The sequence below is a fragment of the Phenylobacterium sp. genome (assembly GCF_020253645.1).
In the GTDB taxonomy this organism is placed as follows: domain Bacteria; phylum Pseudomonadota; class Alphaproteobacteria; order Caulobacterales; family Caulobacteraceae; genus Phenylobacterium.
The window spans coordinates 48708-71357 of record NZ_JADCBG010000028.1 but is presented as its reverse complement, the minus strand read 5'-3'; the positions used below and the strand labels follow the sequence as shown (position 1 = coordinate 71357).

Genomic DNA, 22650 nt, shown 5'->3' with positions numbered 1-22650 from the left:
TAGCCTCAGGGGGCGTCCTTCCGGAGATCCCCATGCTGCTGCACCTGTCCACCTGGCCCGAGATCGAGGCCCAGCTGAAGCGTTCCACGGCGATCGTGGTGCCCATCGGCTCCAACGAGCAGCATGGCCCCACCGGTCTTCTCGGCACGGACTGGCTCTGCCCGGAGATCATCGCCCATGAGGCCCAGAAGGGCGCCAACCTCCTGGTCGCACCGACCTTTAACATCGGCATGGCCCAGCATCACCTGGGCTTCCCCGGCACCATCTCCCTGAGGCCGACCACCTTCATCGCCGCCATCGGCGACTGGTGTCGCAGCCTGGCGGCCCATGGGTTCACGCGCATCTATTTCCTGAACGGCCATGGCGGGAACGTCGCGACCATAGAGGCGGCCTTCTCCGAGCTCTACGCCGAAGCGAGCTTTGCGGGCCGACCGCGGGGCTTTTCCCTGAAGCTCAGGAACTGGTGGGACCTGCCGGGAGTGAACGCCCTGGCCGGCCGCCAGTTCCCGACCGGCCACGGCAGCCACGCCACGCCCTCCGAGATCGCGGTGACCCAGTGGGCCTATCCGGACGCCATCAAGACCGCCAGCTACGCGCCGCAAATCGCCCCCACCGGCCCGATCCGCGAGGCGGCGGATTTCCGCGCCCGCTATCCCGACGGGCGGATGGGCTCTGACCCGGCGCAGGCCACGCCCGAGAAGGGCGGGGAGCTGGTGACGCTTGCCGCCGAGGGCCTCGTGAAGGAAGTCGCCGCTTTCGCCGCCGAGGTCTCGCCCGCAGGCTGAGGTTACGGGCTGGGGCTTCAGGCTGTCTCGACGGTTCCGTCGCGCACGGTCACGGGCCAGGGCGTCAGCGCCTCTCCGGCGCAGGGGCCGGCGGTGCAGACCCCGTCCCCCAGGCGGAAGACGGCGCCGTGGGCCGCGCAGAGGATCCGGTCGCCGGTCCGGGTCAGGTAAAGGTCGTCCATCACCGCCAGCGGCCAGCCATTGTGCGGGCAGGAATCGACCCAGCCCCGCACTTCGCCCCCCTCGCGAACCAGGAATCCGGCGAAGAGGGCCTCGCCAACCCGGAAACGGAAGCCACGGGCGCCCGGGTCGCCCAGGTCGGTCACCGCGCAAAGCCGCGTCCCCGGGGGCGGCGCCGCCGGATTGTCCGCCTGCGGACGACGCATCAGAGGGCGCCGATGCTCGCCTTAAAGGCGGTCACCTGGACCGAGGCGAACAGGCCGGCCGTCTGATAGGGATCGCCGAGGTTGAAGGCCCTGGCGTCCTCCAGGCTATCGGCCTCCAGGATCAGGAGGGAGCCGGCCATGTTCCCGGCCTCGTCCAGCAGGGGGCCGGCCACCTTCAGCCGGCCGGCGAAGCCCCGGGCGTAGGCCAGGTGGGCCTCGCGGTTGGCCAGCCTGAGCTCCAGGCTGTTCGGCTTGTCATTGCAGACCAGGACGTAGAGGCCCATGGCGCGGCTCCTTTCAGGGTTCAGCGTTCAGACTTGAGGGGGCGGGAGAGGAGGCCGGTGATGGCGGCCTCGACCCCGACCTCGCCGGCGAGGATGGCGGCGACGGCCTGGCAGATGGGCGCCTCGACGCCGATTCGGGCGGCCAGGTCGCGGACGGCGGGGGCGGAGGCGACCCCCTCGGCCACCGAGACCTTGCCCGACAGGGCGGCGTCGAGGCTCTTCCCCTGACCCAGGGCGAGGCCGACGCTCATGTTGCGCGACTGGGGCGAGGAGCAGGTCAGGACCAGGTCCCCAAGGCCGCACAGGCCGGCGACGGTCTCGGCGCGGCCGCCCAGGGCCACGGCCATCCGGGTCAGCTCGGCGAAACCCCGGGTGATCAGGGCCGCGTGCGCCGACCGCCCCAGGCCCCGCCCCTCGGATACCCCGCAGGCGATGGCCAGGACGTTCTTGACCGCCCCGCCGACCTCGGCGCCCACCATGTCCGTGGCGGCGTAGGGGCGGAAGGCGGGACCCGCCACCGCCCGGGCGAGGTCCGCTCCCAGGGCCTCGTCGGGACAGGCCAGGGTCACAGCGGTGGGCAGGCCCCGGGCCACCTCGGCGGCGAAGGAGGGGCCTGACAGGACGGCCGGCCGGGCGTCCGGCAGGGTCTCGGCCAGGACCTCGGTCATGAGCTTCAGGGAGCCCTGCTCGATGCCCTTGGCGCACAGGACCATGGGAGTCCCGGCGGTGACGACGGGGGCGAAGGCGCGCAGGCTCGAGCGGAGGTGCTGGGCCGGGGTGACGTTCAGGTAGAGGTCCCGGCCGGCCAGGTCCCCGGGGCTGGCGACGGCGCGGACCCCGGGGTCGAGGGGCACGCCGGGCAGGAAGGTCCGGTTCTCCCTGCGGACATTGACGTCCTCCGCCACCTCGGCTTCCCGGGCGTAGAGGGTGGTCTCCAGTCCCGCCCGGGCGCAGACCAGGGCCAGGGCCGTGCCCCAGGCGCCAGCGCCGATCACGCCGACAGTCCGGAAGGTCTCGCTCATGCCTTGGCGCCCTTCCGGCCGGGAAGGTGGGTGGGACGGTCGGCCGCCGCCGCCGGATCGAGGGGCCAGCGCGGCCGGGCCGGCGCGGATAGGGAATCCGTCAGGCCCAGGGCCAGGCGCTCGGCGCCGGCCAGGGCGATCATGGCGGCGTTGTCCGTGCAATAGGCCAGGGGCGGGGCGTGGAAGCTCCAGCCCAGTTCCGAGGCCAGGTCCTGCAGGGCCGCGCGCACGGCGCCGTTGGCCGCCACCCCGCCGGCGACCACGAAGCGCCGTCCGCCGGGGGGCGGGTCCGGGGCGCAGGCCATCATGGCCCGGCGCGTCCGCTCGGCCAGCTGGCGCGCGATGGCCGCCTGGACCGAGGCGGCGAGGTCGGCCCGGGAAGCCTCGCCGCAGGTCGCCGCCAGCCGCGCGGCGGCGGTCTTGAGCCCAGAGAAGGAAAAGTCGCAACCCGGCCGGCCGAGGAGGGCCCGCGGAAGATCGAAGGCGCCGGGGTCCCCAGACGCCGCCAGCCGCTCCAGGGCCGGGCCGCCGGGATAGGGCAGGCCCAGGGACTTGGCGATCTTGTCGAAGGCCTCGCCCGCCGCGTCGTCGATGGTCGAGCCCAGGCGCGCGCAGGCCCCGACCCCTTCCACCCACAAGAGCTGGCAGTGCCCCCCGGAGACCAGGAGCAGAAGGAAGGGATAGTCGATCCGCGCGGTGAGACGGGCGGAGACCGCATGCCCCTCCAGATGGTTCACCGCCACCAGGGGCAGGTGTCGGGCCAGGGCCACGGCCTTGCCGAAGGACAGGCCGACCATCACCCCGCCGATCAGCCCGGGTCCCGCCGTGGCGGCGACCCCGGACAGCTCCCCCCAGCCGGTTCCCGCCCGCTCCATGGCCTCGGCGACGACCGAGTCGATGGTCTCGACGTGGGCCCGGGCGGCGATCTCGGGCACCACCCCGCCAAACGGGGCGTGGGCCTCGGTCTGCAGGCCGACCACGGAGGACAGGACGGTCACCGCCCCGTCTACGGACAGGCGCACCACCGCCGCCGCGGTCTCGTCGCAGCTCGTCTCGACGCCAAGGACGGTCAGGTCGGTCATGTGGGGCGGGGGTCCGGGTTGCGGGCCCGGCGCGGCTCCTGTAGGGCCGGTCCGGAGTGAAGTCCCAGCCGAGGTAGCCCTCCCGTCGTGCCTGCGCAACAGCCTGTCCGGATCGGGGCCCGCGGCTCCAAGCTCTCCCTCGCCCAGGCGGGGCAGATGCAGAGGCGCATCGCCGCCGCCCTCGGCGCCCCGCCGGAGGACGCCGAGCGCGTCGCCCCCCTGGTGGTCATCACCACCTCCGGCGACCGGATCCAGGACCGGCGCCTGCTGGAGGTCGGCGGCAAGGGCCTCTTCACCAAGGAGATCGAGGAGGCCCTCCTCGACGGCCGGATCGACTGCGCCGTCCACTCGCTCAAGGACATGCCAGTGGCGGCCCCCGAAGGCCTGTTCCTGGCCGCCATCCCCGAGCGTGAGGATCCCCGCGACGCCTTCCTCAGCCTGACCGCCGACCGGCTCGAGGACCTGCCCCGGGGCGCGCGCCTGGGCACGGCTTCGCTGCGCCGCCAGGCCCAGAGCCTGAACCTGAGGCCGGACCTCGACGTGCGCATGCTGCGCGGGAATGTCGACACCCGCCTTGAGAAGCTGAGGGCCGGCGAGGCCGACGCCATCCTGCTGGCGGCCTCGGGCCTCAACCGGCTGGGCCTTGGCGACCTGCCCCGCAGCTTCATCGACCCGCGCCTGTCGCCGCCGGCGCCGGGCCAGGGGGCCCTGGCCGTCCAGACCCGGGAGGCGGATCGGGATCTGCCCTGGCTGGAAAGCCTCCGCCATGCTCCCACCGCCCTGGCCGTGGCCGCCGAGCGGGGCGCGATGGCCGCCCTGGAAGGCAGCTGCCGCACGGCCATCGGCGCCCACGCGGTCCTCGAGGGCGGAGACCTGGTCCTGGTGGTGGAGGCCCTTTCCCCCGACGGCCTCCACCGGTTCCGGGGAGAGGGGCGCATCGACGCCGGCGCCGGGGCGACGGCCGCCGCCGCCCTGGGGCTGGACCTTGGCCGGCGCATCCAGGCCGAGGGCGGCGAACTCATCCTGCTTCCCGATTGATTCCCGGGCCGACGGGCGCATTGTCGCCGGCGACATGAGCGCCCCGACCCACAACCCGTCCCCGGGGGCGGCCGCCCCCGCCGCCGTCTGGATCACCCGCGCTGCTCCGGGCGCCTCCGGGACGGCGGCGCAGGTCGCGGCGCTTGGCTTCCGGCCCCTCGTCCTGCCCCTTCTCGAGACGGTCGACCTGCCGGTGGACGCCGCGGCCCTGGCCTGCGACGGGCCCCTGGCCTTCACCTCCGCCAATGGCGTGCGCGCCTTCGCCCGGCTCAGCCCCCGCCGGACGGGACCGGTCTATGTGGTGGGATCCGCCACAGCCGCCGCGGCGCGGGCGGCGGGTTTCCCGGACATTCGCGAGGGCGAGGGAGACGTGGCGGGCCTTGCGGCGCGGATCCTCGCCGATCCCCCCGCCGGCGAAGTGCTCCATGCCTCGGCCCGGGAGCCGGCCGGCGACCTCGCAGGGCGCCTGGTCGCCGCAGGCCGCCCCGCCCGGCGGGTCGCCGTCTACGCCACGAACGAGACCCGCCTCCCCGGCGAAGCCCTCCGCGCAGCCCTCTCGGCGCCGTTCATCCTGGTGCATTCGGCGCGCGCCGGCCGCCGTCTCGCCCGCCTCCTGGAGGAACAATCCGCGCGCCCGCTCGTCCTGGGTCTGTCTGCGGCCTGCCTAGCGCCCCTGGAAGACCTGGACCTTGCCGGGCGCGCCGCTCCGGACTCGCCCCTCGAAACCGACCTCATGAATCTGCTAGCTTCCCGCAGATGACCGAAGCCCCGCCGCCCCCGACCCCTGCGCCCTCCCTTGCCGGGCGGGTTTTCTGGGCCCTCCTGGCCTTCGCTGCGGCGGCCGCCATCGCCATCGCCGCCTTCATCCGGTTTGGGCCGGGCCTGCCGCCGCCCCTCGATTTCGCCGCCTCGCAGAAACCGGAACCGCCGCCGGCGCGCCTTGCGCCTGTTCCGCCGCCCATGGCGGTCGACCCTCCGGTGAGGGCCGGGACGATCCTGGCGCCCCCCGCGGGCGACCTCGCCCGGCTCGAGGCCAGGATCGACGACCTCGAGACAGGTCAGAAGCTCACAGCCGCCTCCGCCCGCTCGGCGCTGGCCGCGGCCGCCCTGCTTTCCGCCGCCCAGACCTCGCGGCCCTTTCCGGAGGAGCTGGCCCGGGTCGAGGCCCTGGCCCCAGCGGACCTGGATCTCTCCGGCTTCGCCGCCGTGGCGGCCACAGGCGCCCCCAGCCGGGCGACCCTCGCCCTGGAGTTCCCCGACTTCGCCGCCCGGGCTGCGGCTGCAGCCCGTCTTCCGGCCGAGACCGCGACGCTGGGCGAGCGCCTCCGGGCGGGGCTGTCCCGGGTGATCGTCGTGCGGCCGGTCGGCCGGTTGCCCGGAGACAGCCCCGAAGCCCGGCTGGCGCGGGCTGAGATCCTGCTGGGCGAGGGCGACCTGGAGGGGGCTCTGGCCAGCCTCGCGGGCCTGCCCCCCGCTGTCCAGGATGCGCTCCGGCCCTGGTGGGACCGGGCCCAGACCCGGGCGCGGCTCGACCGGCAGGCCGCCGCCCTCGGCGAGCGGGCCCTGCGCGACCTCGCCCGCCTTGAGGAGCCTGCGCCGTGATCCGCTCCGCCCTGATCCTGATCCTCATTTCTCTTGCAGCGGCGATCGTCCTGTCCCTCGCAGGCGAGTCCGGGCGCGCCAGCATCGTCTGGCTGGGCTGGCGGGCGGACATGACCGCCGCGGCCCTCCTCCTCATCATCCTGCTGGCCTCCCTTCTGGCCTTCGCGGCATGGCGGCTGGTCCTCTGGGTCGCGGACGCCCCGCGCCGGGCCGCCGCCGCCCGGGCGGAGACGCGTCGCCGGCAGGAGCTGGAGGTGCTGACCCGCGGTTTCACGGCGGTGGCCGCCGGGGACGTCGCCGAGGCCCGGCGGCTGGCCGCCAAGGCCGCCGACCTCACCGCCGAGGCGCCGGCCCTGGCGCGGCTCCTCTCCGCCCACGCGGCCGAGGCGGCGGAGGATTCCGCCGCTGCAGAGGCCGCATGGACCGCCATGCTGGCCTTTCCCGACCTCCGCCTCGCGGCTCGCAGGGGCCTGACCACCCTGGCCTTGAACCGGGGCGACCGCGCTTCGGCCGTCCAGCACGCCGAGGCCGCCTTCGCCCTGGCCCGCACCGCGCGCTGGGCCTGGCGGGTCCTGCTTGAGGCGCGCCTGGAGGCGAGCGACTGGGAGGCGGCCCGCGATCTTCTCAAGACCGGCCAGGAGCGCCGGATCGTCAGCCCCGAGGTGGCCGAGCGCGGCCGCGCGGCCCTGCTCGCCGCCTCCGCCGCCCAGCTGGACCTGACCGGCGACGCCCGGGCCCGCTCGCGTGCCGCCGACTTCGCCCTGGAGGCCGCCCGGCTTCAGCCCGGCTTCGCGCCCGGCGTGGTCATGGCCGCCCGCCTTCTCGCCGCCCAGGGCAAGGCCGGCCGCGCCGCCCAGGTCATCGAGACCGCCTGGAAGGCGGCCCCCCACCCGGCCCTCTGGATGGCCCTGCGCGACCTGAAGACCCGGGAGACCCCGCGCGAACGGGCCGGCCGTCTCGCCGCCCTCGCCGCCCTGAACCCCGGCGCCCGGGAATCCCGCATCCTGATGGTCGAGGCGGCGCTGACGGGTGGAGACGGCGACCGCGCCCAGGACCTGGCCCGGGCCCTGGAGTCCGAGCCCCTGACCGCCCGGATCGCAGGCCTCATGGCCCGCACAGCCTTCGCCGCCGGGCGGCCCGACGAGGCCCGGGTCTGGCGTGGTCGCGGGATTTCCGCACCGGGCGAGGCGGACTGGTCCGACCTGGACCCCGAGGGCCGGGCCTTCGCCTACCAGCCGGGCGACTGGGCGCGCCTCGCGGTCAGCTTCGCGGAGACCGGAGAGCTCATCCATCCGCGGCACGAGCGCCGGGAGCCCGGCCTCTCCGACCTGCCGGACCTGCCCATGTCTTACGCCGAGCAGGATTTCACGGCTCTGGAGGCGCCGGCGCCCTTCCCCATCGGCGAGGGCCTGCAGGGCGAGGAGGAGGAGGAGCCGGAAACGGCCCCGCCGCCCGTCGCCCCGCCCCCTGCGCGTCGCCGCTTGGCGAGGACGCCGAGAGACGCTAAGTAGGCCCCGTCCGCGGGCCCCGGCGCCCGACAGGCCCTTGGGCCGCCTTAGCTCAGCCGGTAGAGCGGCGCATTCGTAATGCGTAGGTCAGGTGTTCGAGTCACCTAGGCGGCACCATTTCCCGTCCTCAGTCGGTTCCGGATATTCCCATGGGCGCATTGTCGATCCGGATCCGGCCCGAGGAAGAGCGGGATCACCCCGCGATCCATGACCTCACCCGGCGGGCCTTTGCGCCCATGGCTTTCGCCGCCGGCGACGAACAGGAGCTGATCGAGGCCCTGCGCCGCCTCGGAGCGCTGAGCCTTTCCCTGGTGGCCGAACAGGAGGGCCGGGTCGTGGGCCATGTCGCCCTCTCCCCGGTCACCCACGAGAGCGGTGCGGAGGGGTGGTTCGGCCTGGGTCCCATCTCCGTCGAACCGGCCCTCCAGAGACAGGGGGTCGGCGGAGCCCTGATCGCCGAGGTCAGGCTCTGGCTGGCGGCGCGGGACGCCCGGGGCTGCGTTCTCACCGGCGACCCCCGCTACTATCCGAGGCACGGTTTCCGGCCGGCCCCCGAACATGCGCCGCAGGCCGAGCCCGCCGAGTTCTTCATGGTCCTGTCCCTGGCCGGCGCGGTCCCGGCGGGACGCTTCGGCTTTCATCCGGCCTTCCACGCCTGAGCTGAAGGCCTGTTGCGCGTGATGGCGCCCCGGACCAGGAGCTGTCGGCCGTCCTCATTGTTGCCAAAGTCTTACGCGCAGGATAGACGCCCATCCGCTTGGAAACGAGGCGCCCGTCGTCGTCGGATCGACCCGAGCGAATCCGGACCTGGCTGAGATCAGCCTGCGGAAGAGGGGTCTTCCGGGGCGGAACAGGAGCTTCATGACCCCGGAAGCCAGCCAAGCGCGCCCGGTCACGCTGTCCTGGCCCGTCTTTCTGATGGTCGCCGGGCTGGGTCTTGTCATCCTCTTCACCCTCCTGGAACCGGAGCCCTCCCGGCCCCTCGAGCTTCCGGCGCGGCTGGCCTTCTGGTGTCTTCAAGTCGGGGGCCTCCTCGGCCTGATGCAGCTCGTCCAGTACGGTCTGTCCAGGATCGTGGCGACCCGGCGCCTGCCGTTCTGGACTCAGATCCTGATCGCGGGCCTTGCTGGAACTGCACTCTTTGCGCCGTTGGGGGTCTTTCTCGATGACCTCTTCGGCCTGGAAGCGGTCCTGGATGAGGGAGACCTTTCCCTGCCCCACCGGATCTTCGGTGACTTCGTTAACATCGCACCCCCCGCCGTCTTCGCCTGGCTGGGCCTGAACGCCGCCCGAAACCTGAGCGTCCCGGTTTCCGGAGTGCGGGGCGGGAGCGCCCCGGGGCCTGTACCGGCGGTGGCGGATCCGACGCCACCCTCCTCTTCAGTGCGGCCTCCAGAGGCGGGCGAGGTGCTCTTCTGGTCTCGCACCCCACCGACCCTGGGGCGGGACCTTGTCGCTCTGACCGCCGAACTCCACTATCTCCGCGTCGAGACCAGCGCCGGGAACGCCCTGATCCTCTATCCGTTCGGCCAAGCGGTCGCGGAGCTCACGGCCTGCGGATGGGAAGGCTCGCAGATCCACCGCTCCCACTGGGTGGCTCACGCCCATGTGTCCGAGCTCCGTCGGCGAGACGGACAGGTTTTCTGCATTCTGGACACCGGCGCGAGGCTGCCCGTCGGGCGGCGGCGCCAGGCCGAGGTGATCGCCCGTCTCGGCGTCGACTGACCGCCGCCGGGAGGCCGACGGACCGTTGGTGCAGGCGTATGCGCCGTTCGTGCAGGTCGACGTTGTCCGACGTCCGCGCCACCCTATCTGCCAGCCCGTCGCAGACACGGAGACAACGACATGATTAAACGCGGACTTACCATCTTCGCCCTAGCGATGGCGTGCACAGGCTTGGGCGGCGCCGCCGCGTTCGCCCAGGACGGCGGTGACGGGGCGGGGTTCTATGCTCGCGCCTACGGCGGGATCTCGACCCTCAACAATACGACGGTGAGCGTCGGCGCGTCCTCGGCGAGCGCCCGGTTCGACGGCGGGCTGCTGGTCGGCGGCGCCTTCGGCTATGACTATGAGGGCCCCTGGAAGGCCGAGATCGAGTATACCTACCGCTCGAGCGACGCCAGGAGACTGCCCGCCAGCTTCGCCAGGGGCGGCGACTACGCCTCGACCTCCATCATGGTGAACGGCCTCTACAGCTTCGGCGAGGTCGGCCCCATTCGTCCCTATGTGGGCGCGGGCGTCGGCTTTACCCGCGAGGTGGACTTCGACCTCACCGGTCCCGCCACTCCTCCGCCCGGCGCTGTGGGCCAGTACTCCACCTCCGGTCGCTTCGCCTATCAGGGCATCGCCGGGGCCGAGCTCCCGCTCAACGACCGCTGGTCAGGGTTCGGGGAGGTCCGCGTCTTCGCCATCGACAATCCCAGTCCCCGGGGTTCTGGCAGGACGCTGAAGGCCGACTATCAGACGTTCGACCTCCTGGTCGGTGTCTCGCGACGGTTCTAGACCGGGTCTGACGCGCTGCGCGTAAACGAAGCCCGGCCCTGCAGTCCCCAGCCCTCCGCTTCGTTGCAGCGCCTGAAGGCCACCCGCTGGAGCGTCTCCGACCGGAGCACGCCTCCAGCGGGCTTCGGTGGCCGCAGCCGGGAGAACCGGCTGCGGCCCTTTTTCATATCCCGGCCCGCGAGGTTCACAACCGTCGCGCGAGCGGATAAGCCCGGATGGGCGCCCTGTTCCGGGCGCCGCTTCTGCGGGAGAGCCTCATGAGCCGCCGGGTCCATGTGCTGAACGGTCCGAACCTGAACCTGCTGGGCCAGCGAGAGCCGCACCTCTACGGTTCGCGCACCCTGGCCGATGTCGAGGCCCTGTGCCGGGCCGCCGCCGGCCGCCACGGCTTCGACCTCGATTTCCGGCAGACCAACCGGGAGTACGAGATGATCGACTGGATCCAGGCGGCCCGGAAGGACGCCGGCCTGGTGATCAATCCCGCCGGCTTCAGCCACTTCTCGGCGCCCGTGCTCGACGCCCTCAAGATGTGCGAAGGCCCGGTGGTCGAGGTGCACATCTCCAACATCCACAAGCGCACGGTCGAGGCCGACTGGCGAGGTCATTCCATCATGAGCGCCGGGGTCACCGGGGTGATCGCGGGCCTGGGGATCCAGGGCTATGTCCTGGCCCTCGACTACCTGGCCCTCGCCCTCGCCGGCGAGGTCTGATCCCCGGCGCCGTCGGGGAGGCCTTGCGCCCGCCTCCGCCGGGCTTTCATATGACGGTCATGAAGCGGACGCGGCGCAGGCCGCGCGGGAGCAGACGCCATGGCCCGGGAGATCGGCGACTACGACCTGATCGTGGTGGGCGGCGGCATCGGAGGGTCGGCCCTCTCGGCGGTGATGGCCCGCGCCGGGCGCAGGGTCCTGCTGCTGGAGCAGACCGAGATCTTTGTCGACCGGGTCCGAGGCGAGTGGATCGCGCCCTGGGGGGTGATCGAGACCCGCACCCTCGGCCTCTATGACGCCCTGATGGCGGCGGGCGGCCATCACCTGGGCCGCCATGTCACCTACGACGAGACCCTGTCGCCGAGGGCGGCCGAGGCCTCGCCCCTGCCCCTGGACATCTTCGCCCCCGGGGTGCCCGGCCCGCTCTGCCTGCGCCATCCCGTCCACTGCCAGGTCCTGTTCGACGCCGCCAAGGCCGCCGGCGCCGACGCCCGGCGGGGTGTGGCAGTGACGGAGGTTCGCACCGGAGGCGATCCGCGCGTGACCTTCGACGACGCCGGCGAGCTCCTGATGGCCCGCGCACCCCTCGTGGTGGGCGCCGATGGCCGGACCTCGGCGGTCCGCGAGGCGGCGGGGATTCCCCTTCACCAGGATCCGCCCCACCACTGGTTCGCCGGCCTGCTGGTCGAGGGGGTCGAGGGCTGGCCCGAGGACACCCAGGCCATCGGCACGGAGGGTGACTTCGGCTTTCTCGCCTTCCCGCAGGGGCAGGGCCGGGTGCGGGTCTATGGCGGCTTTCCCCTCGACCAGGCGCGTCGGTTCCAGGGCCCGGACGGCGCCCGGCGGTTTCTGGACGCCTTCGCCCTGTCCTGCAGCCCGGGCAACGCGAAGCTGGTCGCGGGTCGACCCGCCGGGCCCGTGTACGCCTTCATCAACGCCGACGCCTGGACCGACCCGCCCTTCGCCATGGGCGCCGTCCTGGTGGGCGACGCCGCCGGGTGGAATGACCCCATCCTCGGCCTCGGCCTGTCCATCACCTATCGCGACGTGCGGATCGTCTCGGACTTGCTGACGTCTGTCCCCCGGGGCCGGGTCCCGGACTTCTCCGCCTACGCCGCCGAGCGCACGGAGCGCATGCGCCGGCTCCGCTTCACCGCCCGGATCCAGGCCGCGCTGGACATGGAGTTCGGTCCCGCGGCGGCCGCCCGCCGCAAGGACCTGCACGACCGGGCCAAGGTCGATCCCGGCCTGAAGGCCCACGCCTTCGCCGTCATGGCCGGGCCGGAGACCGTCCCCGCCGAACTCTTCACCGAGGCTCACCGCAACCGGGTCCTCGGCATTCCGGGAGCCGCTGCATGAGTCTCGCCGACATCGCCGCCTACAACGCCGACTGGCTGAAGGCCTGGACCGACAAGGATGTCGACCGGCTGTGCGGCTTCTACGCCGCCGACTGTGTCTATCATGACCCCCAGACTGCGGCGGGCCTGAAGGGCAATGACGCCCTGCGCGCCTACCTGACCGGCCTGTTCGCGGCCACGCCGCCCATGACCTACTCGCCGGACGAGGTCTGGCCGATCCCGGGCGGCTTCTGCGGGCGCTGGTACTGCGACATCGGCGAGGGCGGCGCCCTGGGCCGGATGCGAGGGTTCGACCTCGTCCTCCTCGACGGCGACCGCATCACCCTGAACGAAGTCTACGTGCACCCGCTTCCATGACCCGCCCAGACATTCGCGAACCCGGCGACATCGACGCCGCCTGGCTGACCGCCGTCCTCGCCGAAGGCGGGGTCGACGCCGAGGTGCGCAGCTTCACCGCCAAGGCTGTCGGCACCGGCCAGATCGGCGACAGCGTCCGCTTCACCCTGGACTACGCCCGCCGAGGCGAGGGCGCGCCGGACTCCCTGGTGGGCAAGTTCCCCTCGGCCGGCCCCGAGAGCCGGGCCACGGGCGTCGCCCTGGGCAACTATCTGCGCGAGGTCCGCTTCTACCAGCACCTGGCGCCCAGGGCCCTGGTCCACACCCCGCGCTGCTGGTTCACCGACGTGGACGAGGCGACCCACAACTTCGTCCTGATGATGGAGGACCTGGCTCCCGCCGAGCAGGGTGACCAGCTGCGCGGCGTCACCCTCGACCAGGCGCGCCTGGTGACCGTGCAGGCCGGACGCCTCCACGCCTCGCACTGGGGGGACGATGGCCTCGACGATCTGCCCTGGGTCTCCGGGTCGAAGGCCGCGCCGGCCAGCCCCGTCAGCGATGACGCCGTGGCCATGCTCTGGGCCGGATTCAAGGACCGCTACGCCGAGCGGCTGAAGCCGGAATGGGTCGGGGCCGGGGAATGGATCTCCACGCGCTACTCCGATCTGGGCCAGAGGCATGACGGCCCGCGCTGCCTGACCCACAACGACTTCCGCCCCGACAACATGATGTTCGGAACGGCGGCCGGCGGCCATCCGGTGACGGTGCTGGACTGGCAGTCCTTCGCCTATGGCGCGGGACCCACCGACCTGGCCTACTTCCTGGCCGGCGCCCTGCCGGAGGACGTGCGCCGGGCGCACGAGGACGAGCTCCTGGCCCTCTACCTCGACACGCTCACGGCCAACGGCGTTACCGGCTATTCCATGGCCGACCTGCGCCGCCACTACGGCCAGGGCGCCTATCTTCTTTTCCTGACCGCCTTCTTCGCCGCCATGGTCGTCACCCGCACCGCCCGGGGCGACGACATGTTCATCCAGATGCTGGGCAGCGCCGCCGACCACATGATCGAGCACGGCGCCCTTGGGGACTGATCCCCCCGCCCCCCAACCCCAGGAGCTTTCCCTTGAGCGATATCGTCACCGTCCGCGACGAAGGCCACGTCCGCTACATCACCCTCAACCGGCCCGAGAAGAAGAACGCCATCTCCCTGGAGCTGGCCTGGGGCGTCATCGAGGCCGTGCGCGAGGCCGCCGCCGACGACAATGTCTGGGTGGTCGGCCTGACCGGCACGGGCGACGCCTTCTGTGCGGGCCTCGACCTGACGCCGGGCGCCAGGCCCTATACGCCCCTGACGCCCCAGGCCGCCCAGCTGGACGATATCGGCTGGGTGGGCCAGTTCGTCCTGACCCTGCGCAAGACCTGCGACAAGCCGGTGGTGGGCGGGATCAACGGCGTCGCGGTCGGGGCGGGCCTGGGCCTGGCCATGGCCTGCGACGTGCGCCTGGTGGCCCACTCGGCGCGGCTGATGGCCGGCTACACCCGGATCGGCGGCTCGCCGGATGCGGGCCTCACCATCACCCTGCCCCAGGCCATGGGCTATGAGCGCGCCATGCGCTTCATGATGGAAAACCGCACCGTCACCGGCGAGGAGGCCGTCGCCTGGGGCCTGGCCGGGGAGGCCGTGGCCGACGCCGACTTCCAGGAACGCTTCCAGGCCTACTGCCAGTCCCTCTGCGACTGGTCGCCCATCACCCTGCGGCTCCTCAAGCGCGGCATGGTCAAGTCCTACGAGACCCCGGACCCGGAGGTCCAGCTGCGTTACGAGGTCTCGAACATCCGCATCGCCTTCGCCAGCGACGACGCCAAGGAGGCCCGCCAGGCCTTCTTCGAGAAGCGCAAGCCGGTCTTCAGGGGCCGGTAGGCCCCGACTTGCGGCCCTTGCGCCCGCTGGACAGGGCGGCGACGGGGTCGGCGCCGGCCGGCAGGCCGGACTTCGAGTCGGCGAGGACCAGGGCGTCCTTCTGGAAGCGGAAGGCGTCGACGGAAAGGTAGCCGCCGGACCCGGCGGAACGGACGACCACGATCACCTCGGGCCGCCCGTCGCGGTCGATGTCCGAAAACTTCAGGGCCTCCAGCGCGCCGTCCCGGGGCCGGACGGCGCCCGCCACGAAGGCGTCGAAGGGGAAGGACGGGTCGCCGGCCTTGTAGAGGCGCAGGGCGTAGCTGCCGATGCTGCGGGCCTCTCCCTCGCCCTCGTCGGCGACGGCGTTGACGCCCAGGGTTGCATCCGACCCGTTCAGCACGATGCGGTTGGGGTCTCCCGCCGCTGCGGGGCAGGCGGCGGCCAGGGCGAGGGCGATCAGGGCGAATCTGAGCACGGCGTCTGTCTCCTCCGGATCAGCCGGCGCGTTCGGCGGCGCCGTAGGTGAGGGCGACGAAGACGTCCTCAAGGCTCGGGTCCTCTGTGGCGACGTCTCGGACCGACAGGCCGGCGGCGCGGACGGCGGCCAGGACCTGCTCGACGCTGGACTCCCCGGTCCGGTAGGTCACGGCGAAGGCGCCGCCTGGCCGCAGTCGGGATTCGAAGCCGGAGAGGGCCGGCGCGGCCTCGACCGGGACCTCCGGGGTCACCACCACGGCGCGGGTGTCGATCCGGCCGAGGAGTTCGCCTGTGGCCTCGCACGCCACCACCTCGCCCTTGTTGATGATGGCGATCCGGTCGCAGAGCTCCTGGGCTTCCTCCAGGTAGTGGGTGGTCAGGACGATGGTCACGCCCTTCCGGTTCAGCTCCACCACATAGCGCCAGAGCTGGCGGCGCAGCTCCACGTCCACGCCGGCGGTGGGCTCGTCGAGGATCAGGACGGGCGGATTGTGGGTCATGGCCTTGGCGACCATCAGGCGCCGCTTCATGCCGCCGGAGAGCTGGCGCACATAGGCCTCGGCCTTGTCGGCGAGCCCCAGGGCGGTGAGCAGCTCCATGGACCGGCGCTCCTTCGGGGGTACGCCGTACATGCCGGCCTGGACCTCGAGGGATTCCCGGGGCGTGAAGAAGGGGTCCGCGGCGATCTCCTGGGGCACCACGCCGATGGCGGCCCGGGCGTCGCGCGGGCGCTCGTCGATATCCCGGCCCCAGATCTTGACCGTGCCGGAGGTCTTGCGCACCAGGCCGGCCAGGATGTTGATGAAGGTCGACTTGCCCGCCCCGTTCGGACCCAGGAGGCCGAAGACAGAGCCGCGCGGCACGAGGAGATCGACACCCTTCAGGGCCTGCATCTCGGGCGTGGTCTTGGTCGCCGCATAGGTCTTGACCACGTTCCGGGCCTCGATGGCGTAGTCGGGCGGGCTCATGGCGTCTCCGGGGCTGCGGCGCATTGACGGGTGAAGGCCGGCTCGCATACCTAGAGCCTGCCCGGGTCGCCGCCAAGCGCCCCGGCGAGGGAGATCCCTTCCATGGCCCGCAAGACCATCCCCGCCGCCCCGTCCGCCGCGCCCGAACCCGAGATCGTGCGCGTCCACGCCCGCCGCGTGGCCTGCGACGGCGTCGGCGGCGCCCTGGGCCACCCGCGCGTCTATCTCGACCTTGGCGTCGACGGGACGGTGGACTGCCCGTACTGCGACCGGAGGTTCGTCCTGGACGCCGGCCATGGCGAGGGCGCGCCCGGGGTCTACGAGGTCTCGGGCGGCCACTGACCCGCCAACCGAGGATCGACCGGCCCGCCGCCGCCCTCTAGGATGGGGGCCATGAGCGACGCCCCCCTCCGCCTCTACCTCGTCGACGGCTCCGGCTTCATCTTCCGGGCCTTCCACGCCCTTCCGCCCCTCACCCGCAAGTCGGACGGTCTGCCGATCGGCGCCGTATCCGGCTTCTGCAACATGCTGTGGAAGCTGCTGGTGGACATGAAGGCCCAGCCGGACGCGCCGACCCATCTGGCGGTGGTCTTCGACCATTCCGAGAAGACCTTCCGGAACAGGATCTACCCCGAGTACAAGGCCCACCGCCCGCCGGCGCCCGAGGACCTTGTTCCCCAGTTCCCCCTGGTGCGCGAGGCCACCCGCGCCTTCGGCGTCCACGCCCTGGAGCAGCCGGGATTCGAGGCCGACGACCTGATCGCCGCCTATGCCCGCCAGGTCCGCGAGGCGGGCGGCGAGGTCACCATCATCTCCTCCGACAAGGACCTGATGCAGCTGGTGTGCGCGCGGGTGACCATGCTCGACACCATGAAGAACGTCCGGATCGGGCCTGAGCAGGTGATCGAGAAGTTCGGCGTCCCGCCGGACAAGGTGGTCGAGGTCCAGGCCCTTTGCGGCGACCCCGTCGACAACGTGCCCGGCGCCCCGGGCATCGGCGTCAAGACCGCGGCCCTGCTGATCAACGAGTACGGCGACCTTGAGACCCTCCTGGCCCGGGCCGGCGAGATCCGCCAGGAGAAGCGCCGGCAGATCCTCCTGGAGCACGCCGAGCAGATCCGCCTGTCCCGCCAGCTGGTCCAGCTGGACGACCGGGCGCCCCTGCCCTCGGCCCTCGAAGAGCTGGCTGTGGCCGATCCTGACCCGGACGCCCTGGCCGCCTTCCTGCAGGAGATGGAGCTCAACACCCTGGGTCGCCGGGTGGCCGGGGCGCACCTCGCGGCAAAGGTCCAGACCGCCGCGGACCAGACGGCCGCGTCCGAGCCGGTGGACGCCGCCGCCTACGCCTGCGTGCGAGACCTGCCCACGCTCGAGGTCTGGATCGCCCGGGCGCGAGCGGCGGGGATCATCGCCTTCGACACCGAAACCGACGCCCTGGGCTCGGCCACGGCGGGTCTGGTGGGCGTCTCCCTGGCCGTCGGCCCCGGCGAAGCCTGCTACATCCCCCTGGCCCACGAGGCCGAGCCGGGACTCGCCCTCGACGCCCCCGGCGACCTGACCCAGATCCCCCTCGCCGAAGCCCTCGACCGGCTCCGGCCCTTGCTGGAGGACCCCTCCGTCCTCAAGGTCGGCCAGAACGCCAAGTACGACCTGGGGGTCCTGTCGCGCTACGGAATCCGCGTAGCGCCCATCGAGGACACCATGCTGATCAGCTACGTCCTGGAGGGCGGGCTGCACGGCCATGGCATGGACGAGCTGTCGCGCCTGCACCTGGGCCACAGCCCCATTCCCTTCAAGCAGGTGGCGGGAACCGGCAAGGCCCAGAAAAGCTTCCGGCACGTAGCCCTCGAGCCCGCGACCGCCTACGCCGCCGAGGACGCCGACGTGACCCTGCGACTCTACAAGGTCCTGCGGCCACGGCTGCGGCAGGAGGGTCTGCTGACGGTCTACGAGACCCTCGAGCGGCCCATGCCGCCGGTGCTGGCGGACATGGAGAACGCCGGCGTGCGGGTCGACCCCGAGCGCCTGCGCCGGCTCTCGAACGACTTTTCGGTGCGGATGGGCGAGCTCGAGGCCGAGGCCCACCGGCTGGCGGGCCACCCCTTCAACCTCGGCAGCCCCAAGCAGGTGGGCGAGGTGCTCTATGGCCAGATGGGCCTTGAGTCCCGGCGGACCACCGCCACCGGCGCCCAGGGGACCGACGCCTCGGTCCTCGAGGAGCTGGCCGCCGAAGGCCACGCCCTGCCGAGGGTCCTGCTGGACTGGCGCCAGCTGTCAAAGCTCAAGGGCACCTATACCGACGCCCTGGCGGCGGCCATCGCCCCCGCCACCGGCCGGGTCCACACGTCCTACGCCCTGGCCTCCACCACCACGGGCCGGCTGTCCTCCACGGACCCCAATCTCCAGAACATCCCGGTCCGCACCGAGGAGGGGCGCAAGATCCGTCAGGCCTTCGTCGCGGACCCCGGCCATGTCCTGATCAGCGCCGACTACAGCCAGATCGAGCTGCGCCTGCTGGCCCATGTGGGCGACATCCCCCAGCTGAAGGACGCCTTCGCCAGGGGCCTGGACATCCACGCCATGACGGCCTCTGAGGTCTTCGGCGTTCCCATAGAGGGCATGCCGGCCGAAACCCGCCGGCGGGCCAAGGCCATCAACTTCGGCATCGTCTACGGCATCTCCGCCTTTGGCCTGGCCGCCCAGCTGTCGATCCCCCGGGACGAGGCCGCGGACTATATCCGCACCTATTTCGAGCGCTTCCCGGGCATCCGCGCCTACATGGACCAGGCCCGGGAGACGGCCCGACGGCAGGGCTTCGTCACCACCCTCTTCGGGCGGCGCGTCCACATCCCGGCGGTCCACGCCCGCAGCCAGGCGGAGCGCGCCTTCGGCGACCGGGCGGCCATCAACGCCCCCCTCCAGGGCGCCTCCGCCGACATCATCCGGCGGGCCATGATCCGCATGCCGGGTGAACTGGCCGCCGCCGGGCTGAAGACCCGCATGCTGCTCCAGGTCCATGACGAACTGATCTTCGAGGCGCCCGAGGCCGAAGCCTCGACCGCCCCGGAGGTCATCCGCCGGGTCATGGCGACGGCCCCCTTGCCGGCCGTCGCGCTCAGCGTCCCCCTGCTGGTCGACGTCCGCGCCGCCGCCAACTGGGATGATGCGCATTGATCCGGTATCGTCATACGCCTGACGTGCGCACCGGATCTGCTCCGGGCGCTCGCCTGACTCCAGCCCTGCGGAACCTCGCCATGCTCCGGAACGGACTTCTCCTGGCCGCCCTCGGATCGGCGCTCGTCGCCCCTGCGCTGGCCCACGAAACCGGTGCGCCCCACGCATCCCACGGCGATGGCCGCACCTGGCTGGCGGGCGACCACCATGTCCATTCCCAGTTCAGCGTCGGCTGGAAGCCCGGATCGGACCCCGCTGCGCCTCCGGAGCCCGTGATCGGGGGCGACTCGAGCAACACCATTCCCACCAACGCCCGCATGGCCCGGAAGTTCGGCCTGTCCTGGATGGCGGCGACGGACCACGGCGGACCGAATCACTCCCGGATCAGCCGGGACCTGGCCTACCCCGAGATCCTGAGGGCGCGGGGAGAGACGCCGGACCTGATCCTTTTCTTCGGCCTGGAGCTGAATACGCCCGGCGCCGACCATTCCAGCATCATCGTCCCCAAGTCCCCGTCGGAGCGCGACGATCTCGTCGATCTCGAACGCCGCTTCGACAAGTACGAGGCTTGGCCCCTGGATCCGGCCCGCGACCAGGAGGACCGGATGGTCGAGGCCCTGACCTACATGAAGGGTCTCCCGCGTCCGCCGGTGGTGATCGCCCACCACGCCTCGCGGTCGGCCCCGGCGATGGGGACCTATGGACAGACCGCGCCGGCCGAGCTTCGCGACTGGAACGACGCAGCGCCCTCGGTCGCGGTAGGCATGGAAGGGGCGCCCGGGCATCAGGCCGCCGGCCTCAACCCCGATGGCTCCCCACGCCTCTCGCAGGCGCGCGGCGCCTACCGCCAGCACCCCACCTACGGCGGCTACGACCAGATGACCGCCCGGGTCGGCGGCTTCTGGGATTCCATGCTGGGGGAGGGCCGGCGCTGGTGGATCACGGCGACATCCGACTCCCACCGCCACTATACGGACGGTGGAATCGACTTCTGGCCCGGTGAGTACGCCAAGACCCATGTCCTCGCCCGGAAGACGCCGGACGACATCCTGGAGGGCCTGCGCAATGGCCGCGTCTTCGTGACAACGGGTGATCTCGTCTCCTCTGTCGATCTCGAGGTGCGGCCCGTGGCCCGCGGCGGCGCGCCTGCGGGCATCGGCGGAGAGGTCACGGTCTCGAAGGGTCAGGACGTCCGGATCACCCTGAGGGTCCGCGATCCGTCCGGAGAGAACTTTGGCGGCCGGTCCCCGGAGGTGAAGCGGATCGACCTCATCCGCGGCGACCTCACCGGCCCTGCCCCCAGCCGTTCGGCGGACGTGAACCCCACGACGCGGGTCGAGCGGCGCTTCACGGCCGCCGACTGGGTCCGCGAGGGCGAAGTCATCACCCTCACCACCACCCTGCGCAACGTCCAGGCCTCCGGTTACATCCGCCTGCGCGGGACCGGGACCGAGGAGGCGGAGCCGGCCATGGACGTCCCGGGCGAGAATCCCTGGGACGACCTCTGGTTCTACGCCAACCCGGTGTTCATCAAGGTCCGCTGATGGCCCCGATCCCGGAACTCGCCCCGGAGCCTATTCCGGACAGCCTGGCCGCCTGCCGCAGGCTCGACCGGGATGACCCCCTCTCGGCCCTGACGGGGCGATTCCGCCTGCCCGCCGGGATCGTCTACCTGGACGGAAACTCCCTCGGGCCCCTGCCGCGCGCGTCCGAGGCGGCGGTCCGCAGGGCGACTGCGGGCGAGTGGGGCCGGTCCCTGGTGCGCGGCTGGAACGACGATGACTGGATTGGCCTGCCGACCCGCACCGCGACCCGCATCGCCCCCTTGATCGGCGCTGATCCCGATGAGGTGGCCTGCGCCGACTCGGTCTCGGTGAATCTCTTTAAGCTGGCGGCGGGCGCCCTGGCCCTGAGCCCGGACCGGAAGGTCCTCCTGGCGGCCGAGATGGACTTTCCCACGGACGGCTACATGCTCCAGGGTCTGTCCCGCCTGAGGCCCGATATCCGTATACGGATCGTTCCGCATCACGAGATCGCCGGAGCGCTCTCGAACGACGTCGCCCTGCTGGTGCTGAGTCACGCGGACTATCGCACCGGCGCCCTGGCGGACCTGTCCGGCCTGTCCCGCCAGGCCGCCGAGGCGGGCGTCCTGACCCTCTGGGACCTCAGCCACACCGCAGGCCTCGCGCCCGTCGGCCTCGCCGCAGCCGGCGCGGACATGGCGGTGGGCTGCGGATACAAGTACCTGAACGGCGGACCCGGGGCGCCGGCCTTCGCCTTCCTCGCCCGCCGCCACCACGAGGCCTTCGCCAATCCCCTGTCGGGCTGGATGGGGCATGAGCGCCCCTTCGATTTCGCGCCGGACTACGCGCCCGCCGCCGGCGCCGCCCGTCTCATGGCCGGGACCCCTCCCATCCTGTCCCTGACCGCCCTGCATGCGGCCCTGGAGGTGTTCGAAGGCCTTCAACCCGCCGCCCTTCTCGCGCGGTCCCGGACCCTCTCCGACCTCTTCCTCGCTCGCGCGGCGCCGGCGCTGGAGGCGCACGGCTTCACCCGCGTCTCCCCGGCCCGGCGGGAGGCCCGGGGCGGCCACCTGTCCTTCGCCCACCCCCAGGCCTACCCGGTGGTGCAGGCCCTGATCGCCGCCGGCGTGATCGGCGACTTCCGGGCCCCGGACCTGATGCGCCTGGGCTTTTCGCCCCTCTTCCTGCGCCGGGCGGATGTCTGGGCCGCGGCGGACCGTTTCGCCCGGGTCATGGAGACCGGCGCCTGGCGCGATCCCGCCTTCGCCGAGAAGCAGAGGGTCACATGAACGCCCCCCGGGACGAGGCCGGCCGCCGGCTGTACGACATCTCCCAGCCCCTGCGGCCGGGCCTGCCGGTCTGGCCGGGCGACACCCCCTTCGGCCTGGAGCGGACCTGGATCCTGGACGGGGACTGCCCGGTCAACGTCTCGCGCCTGACCCTGTCCACCCACTCCGGCGCCCACGCCGACGCCCCCCTGCATTTCGACCCGGCGGGCGGCTCCATGGAGATGGTTGACCTGGTTCCCTACCTCGGCCCCGCCCAGCTCATGTCGGTGACGGACGGACCGGAGCGCATCGCCCCGGAGGAGGTCCTGCCCCGCCTCGTCCCTGGCGTCCGCCGGGTGCTCCTGCGGACCTTTGAGGCCTTTCCCCATGACGCCTGGCCGGAGGCCTTCCGCACTCCCGCTCCGGAGCTGGTGGAAGCCCTCGGCGCCGCCGGCGTCCGGCTGATCGGGATGGACGGCCCCTCCCTCGACCCGCAGGAGGCCAAGCATCTGGCCAGCCACCTCGCCCTGGGCCGCCTGGGCATGGCGGTGCTTGAGGGCCTGGTCCTCGATGGCGTCGAGGATGGCGTCTTTGAGCTCATCGCCCTTCCCCTGTCCCTGGCGGGCGCTGACGCCTCCCCCGTGCGCGCCGTGCTGCGTGACCTCTGAAGGCGCCTCTCGCCCTGAGCGCCCGCCGTGCTAGGCTGGAGCCAGGCTCATCAGGA

The 22650-nt window shown here is 72.3% G+C and carries 24 protein-coding genes and 1 tRNA gene; 19 read left to right on the top strand and 6 right to left on the bottom strand.

Going from position 1 to position 22650, the window contains the following annotated elements:
• Positions 1-32 precede the first annotated feature (32 nt).
• Entirely contained in the window at positions 33-785 is a 753-nt protein-coding gene (locus INE98_RS02115) for a creatininase family protein (RefSeq protein ID WP_293536157.1), read from the top strand.
• Between the two features lie 17 nt (positions 786-802).
• Here INE98_RS02115 and INE98_RS02110 read toward each other — a convergent pair whose 3' ends face one another.
• Genes INE98_RS02110 through tsaD form a run of 4 tightly spaced genes read right to left on the bottom strand, consistent with a single transcriptional unit; the run spans position 803 to position 3559 of the window.
• On the bottom strand, positions 803-1171 hold the full coding sequence (locus tag INE98_RS02110) for a Rieske (2Fe-2S) protein (RefSeq protein WP_293536156.1): 369 nt from the start codon (positions 1169-1171) through the stop codon (positions 803-805).
• A complete protein-coding gene (locus tag INE98_RS02105) occupies positions 1171-1455 on the bottom strand; it encodes a YciI family protein (protein ID WP_293536154.1) in 285 nt (94 codons plus the stop codon). The genes INE98_RS02110 and INE98_RS02105 overlap by 1 nt, the downstream gene beginning before the upstream one ends.
• A 20-nt stretch (positions 1456-1475) precedes the next feature.
• On the bottom strand, positions 1476-2477 hold the full coding sequence (locus INE98_RS02100) for an NAD(P)H-dependent glycerol-3-phosphate dehydrogenase (RefSeq protein WP_293536153.1): 1002 nt from the start codon (positions 2475-2477) through the stop codon (positions 1476-1478).
• The gene (tsaD, locus tag INE98_RS02095) at positions 2474-3559 is read right to left on the bottom strand and encodes a tRNA (adenosine(37)-N6)-threonylcarbamoyltransferase complex transferase subunit TsaD (RefSeq protein ID WP_293536151.1); all 1086 of its coding nucleotides are present in this window, start codon (positions 3557-3559) and stop codon (positions 2474-2476) included. The genes INE98_RS02100 and tsaD overlap by 4 nt, the downstream gene beginning before the upstream one ends.
• Before the next feature lie 87 nt (positions 3560-3646).
• Here tsaD and hemC point away from each other — a divergent pair, with 87 nt between their 5' ends.
• The 13 genes from hemC (at position 3647) to INE98_RS02030 (ending at position 14534) form a co-directional block, all read left to right on the top strand.
• Positions 3647-4597: a hydroxymethylbilane synthase gene (hemC, locus tag INE98_RS02090; RefSeq protein WP_293536149.1), complete on the top strand. Its 951-nt coding sequence runs from the start codon at positions 3647-3649 to the stop codon at positions 4595-4597.
• 34 nt (positions 4598-4631) lie between these two features.
• Positions 4632-5357, top strand: a complete 726-nt coding sequence (locus INE98_RS02085; RefSeq protein WP_293536147.1) for a uroporphyrinogen-III synthase — start codon at positions 4632-4634, stop codon at positions 5355-5357.
• Positions 5354-6199 carry a hypothetical protein gene (locus INE98_RS02080; protein ID WP_293536146.1) on the top strand — a complete coding sequence of 282 codons (846 nt, stop codon included), beginning with the start codon at positions 5354-5356 and terminating at the stop codon, positions 6197-6199. Before INE98_RS02085 ends, INE98_RS02080 begins: the two co-directional genes overlap by 4 nt.
• A complete protein-coding gene (locus tag INE98_RS02075; RefSeq protein ID WP_293536144.1) occupies positions 6196-7710 on the top strand; it encodes a heme biosynthesis HemY N-terminal domain-containing protein in 1515 nt (504 codons plus the stop codon). The genes INE98_RS02080 and INE98_RS02075 overlap by 4 nt, the downstream gene beginning before the upstream one ends.
• A 38-nt stretch (positions 7711-7748) precedes the next feature.
• Positions 7749-7824, top strand: a tRNA-Thr gene (locus INE98_RS02070).
• Between the two features lie 32 nt (positions 7825-7856).
• Positions 7857-8366: a GNAT family N-acetyltransferase gene (locus INE98_RS02065; RefSeq protein WP_293536142.1), complete on the top strand. Its 510-nt coding sequence runs from the start codon at positions 7857-7859 to the stop codon at positions 8364-8366.
• Between the two features lie 202 nt (positions 8367-8568).
• The gene (locus tag INE98_RS02060) at positions 8569-9432 is read left to right on the top strand and encodes a LytTR family DNA-binding domain-containing protein (RefSeq protein WP_293536140.1); all 864 of its coding nucleotides are present in this window, start codon (positions 8569-8571) and stop codon (positions 9430-9432) included.
• Positions 9433-9552: 120 nt separating this feature from the next.
• Positions 9553-10209 (top strand): outer membrane beta-barrel protein, encoded by a 657-nt coding sequence (locus INE98_RS02055; protein ID WP_293536138.1) that lies wholly within the window; start codon positions 9553-9555, stop codon positions 10207-10209.
• Positions 10210-10424: 215 nt separating this feature from the next.
• Entirely contained in the window at positions 10425-10919 is a 495-nt protein-coding gene (locus INE98_RS02050) for a type II 3-dehydroquinate dehydratase (RefSeq protein WP_293536137.1), read from the top strand.
• Between the two features lie 99 nt (positions 10920-11018).
• Positions 11019-12278, top strand: coding sequence for an FAD-dependent monooxygenase (locus INE98_RS02045; protein WP_293536136.1), 1260 nt, complete (start codon positions 11019-11021; stop codon positions 12276-12278).
• Positions 12275-12634 (top strand): nuclear transport factor 2 family protein, encoded by a 360-nt coding sequence (locus INE98_RS02040; protein WP_293536134.1) that lies wholly within the window; start codon positions 12275-12277, stop codon positions 12632-12634. The genes INE98_RS02045 and INE98_RS02040 overlap by 4 nt, the downstream gene beginning before the upstream one ends.
• Positions 12631-13704 (top strand): phosphotransferase, encoded by a 1074-nt coding sequence (locus INE98_RS02035; RefSeq protein ID WP_293536132.1) that lies wholly within the window; start codon positions 12631-12633, stop codon positions 13702-13704. The genes INE98_RS02040 and INE98_RS02035 overlap by 4 nt, the downstream gene beginning before the upstream one ends.
• 32 nt (positions 13705-13736) lie before the next feature.
• The gene (locus INE98_RS02030; RefSeq protein WP_293536131.1) at positions 13737-14534 is read left to right on the top strand and encodes an enoyl-CoA hydratase/isomerase family protein; all 798 of its coding nucleotides are present in this window, start codon (positions 13737-13739) and stop codon (positions 14532-14534) included.
• Here the strand turns inward: INE98_RS02030 and INE98_RS02025 are convergent.
• Together INE98_RS02025 and INE98_RS02020 are read right to left on the bottom strand one after the other, a co-directional pair.
• Positions 14521-14991, bottom strand: coding sequence for a PliI family lysozyme inhibitor of I-type lysozyme (locus INE98_RS02025; RefSeq protein ID WP_293536129.1), 471 nt, complete (start codon positions 14989-14991; stop codon positions 14521-14523). The two genes, INE98_RS02030 and INE98_RS02025, sit on opposite strands and share 14 nt — an antisense overlap.
• Before the next feature lie 19 nt (positions 14992-15010).
• Positions 15011-15961 (bottom strand): ABC transporter ATP-binding protein, encoded by a 951-nt coding sequence (locus INE98_RS02020; RefSeq protein WP_293536127.1) that lies wholly within the window; start codon positions 15959-15961, stop codon positions 15011-15013.
• A gap of 102 nt (positions 15962-16063) precedes the next feature.
• On the opposite strand from INE98_RS02020, the gene INE98_RS02015 reads away from it, so the two are divergent.
• The 5 genes from INE98_RS02015 to kynB are packed head-to-tail and all read left to right on the top strand — an operon-like array spanning position 16064 to position 22594.
• Positions 16064-16303: a zinc-finger domain-containing protein gene (locus INE98_RS02015; RefSeq protein ID WP_293536125.1), complete on the top strand. Its 240-nt coding sequence runs from the start codon at positions 16064-16066 to the stop codon at positions 16301-16303.
• A 51-nt stretch (positions 16304-16354) separates the two neighbouring features.
• Positions 16355-19135, top strand: a complete 2781-nt coding sequence (polA, locus tag INE98_RS02010) for a DNA polymerase I (RefSeq protein ID WP_293536123.1) — start codon at positions 16355-16357, stop codon at positions 19133-19135.
• The gene (locus INE98_RS02005; protein ID WP_367120157.1) at positions 19132-20679 is read left to right on the top strand and encodes a phosphoesterase; all 1548 of its coding nucleotides are present in this window, start codon (positions 19132-19134) and stop codon (positions 20677-20679) included. The genes polA and INE98_RS02005 overlap by 4 nt, the downstream gene beginning before the upstream one ends.
• Complete coding sequence (locus tag INE98_RS02000) at positions 20679-21947, top strand: aminotransferase class V-fold PLP-dependent enzyme (RefSeq protein ID WP_293536121.1); 1269 nt, start codon at positions 20679-20681, stop codon at positions 21945-21947. The genes INE98_RS02005 and INE98_RS02000 overlap by 1 nt, the downstream gene beginning before the upstream one ends.
• Positions 21944-22594 (top strand): arylformamidase, encoded by a 651-nt coding sequence (gene kynB, locus INE98_RS01995; RefSeq protein ID WP_293536119.1) that lies wholly within the window; start codon positions 21944-21946, stop codon positions 22592-22594. The genes INE98_RS02000 and kynB overlap by 4 nt, the downstream gene beginning before the upstream one ends.
• Positions 22595-22650: the final 56 nt, after the last annotated feature.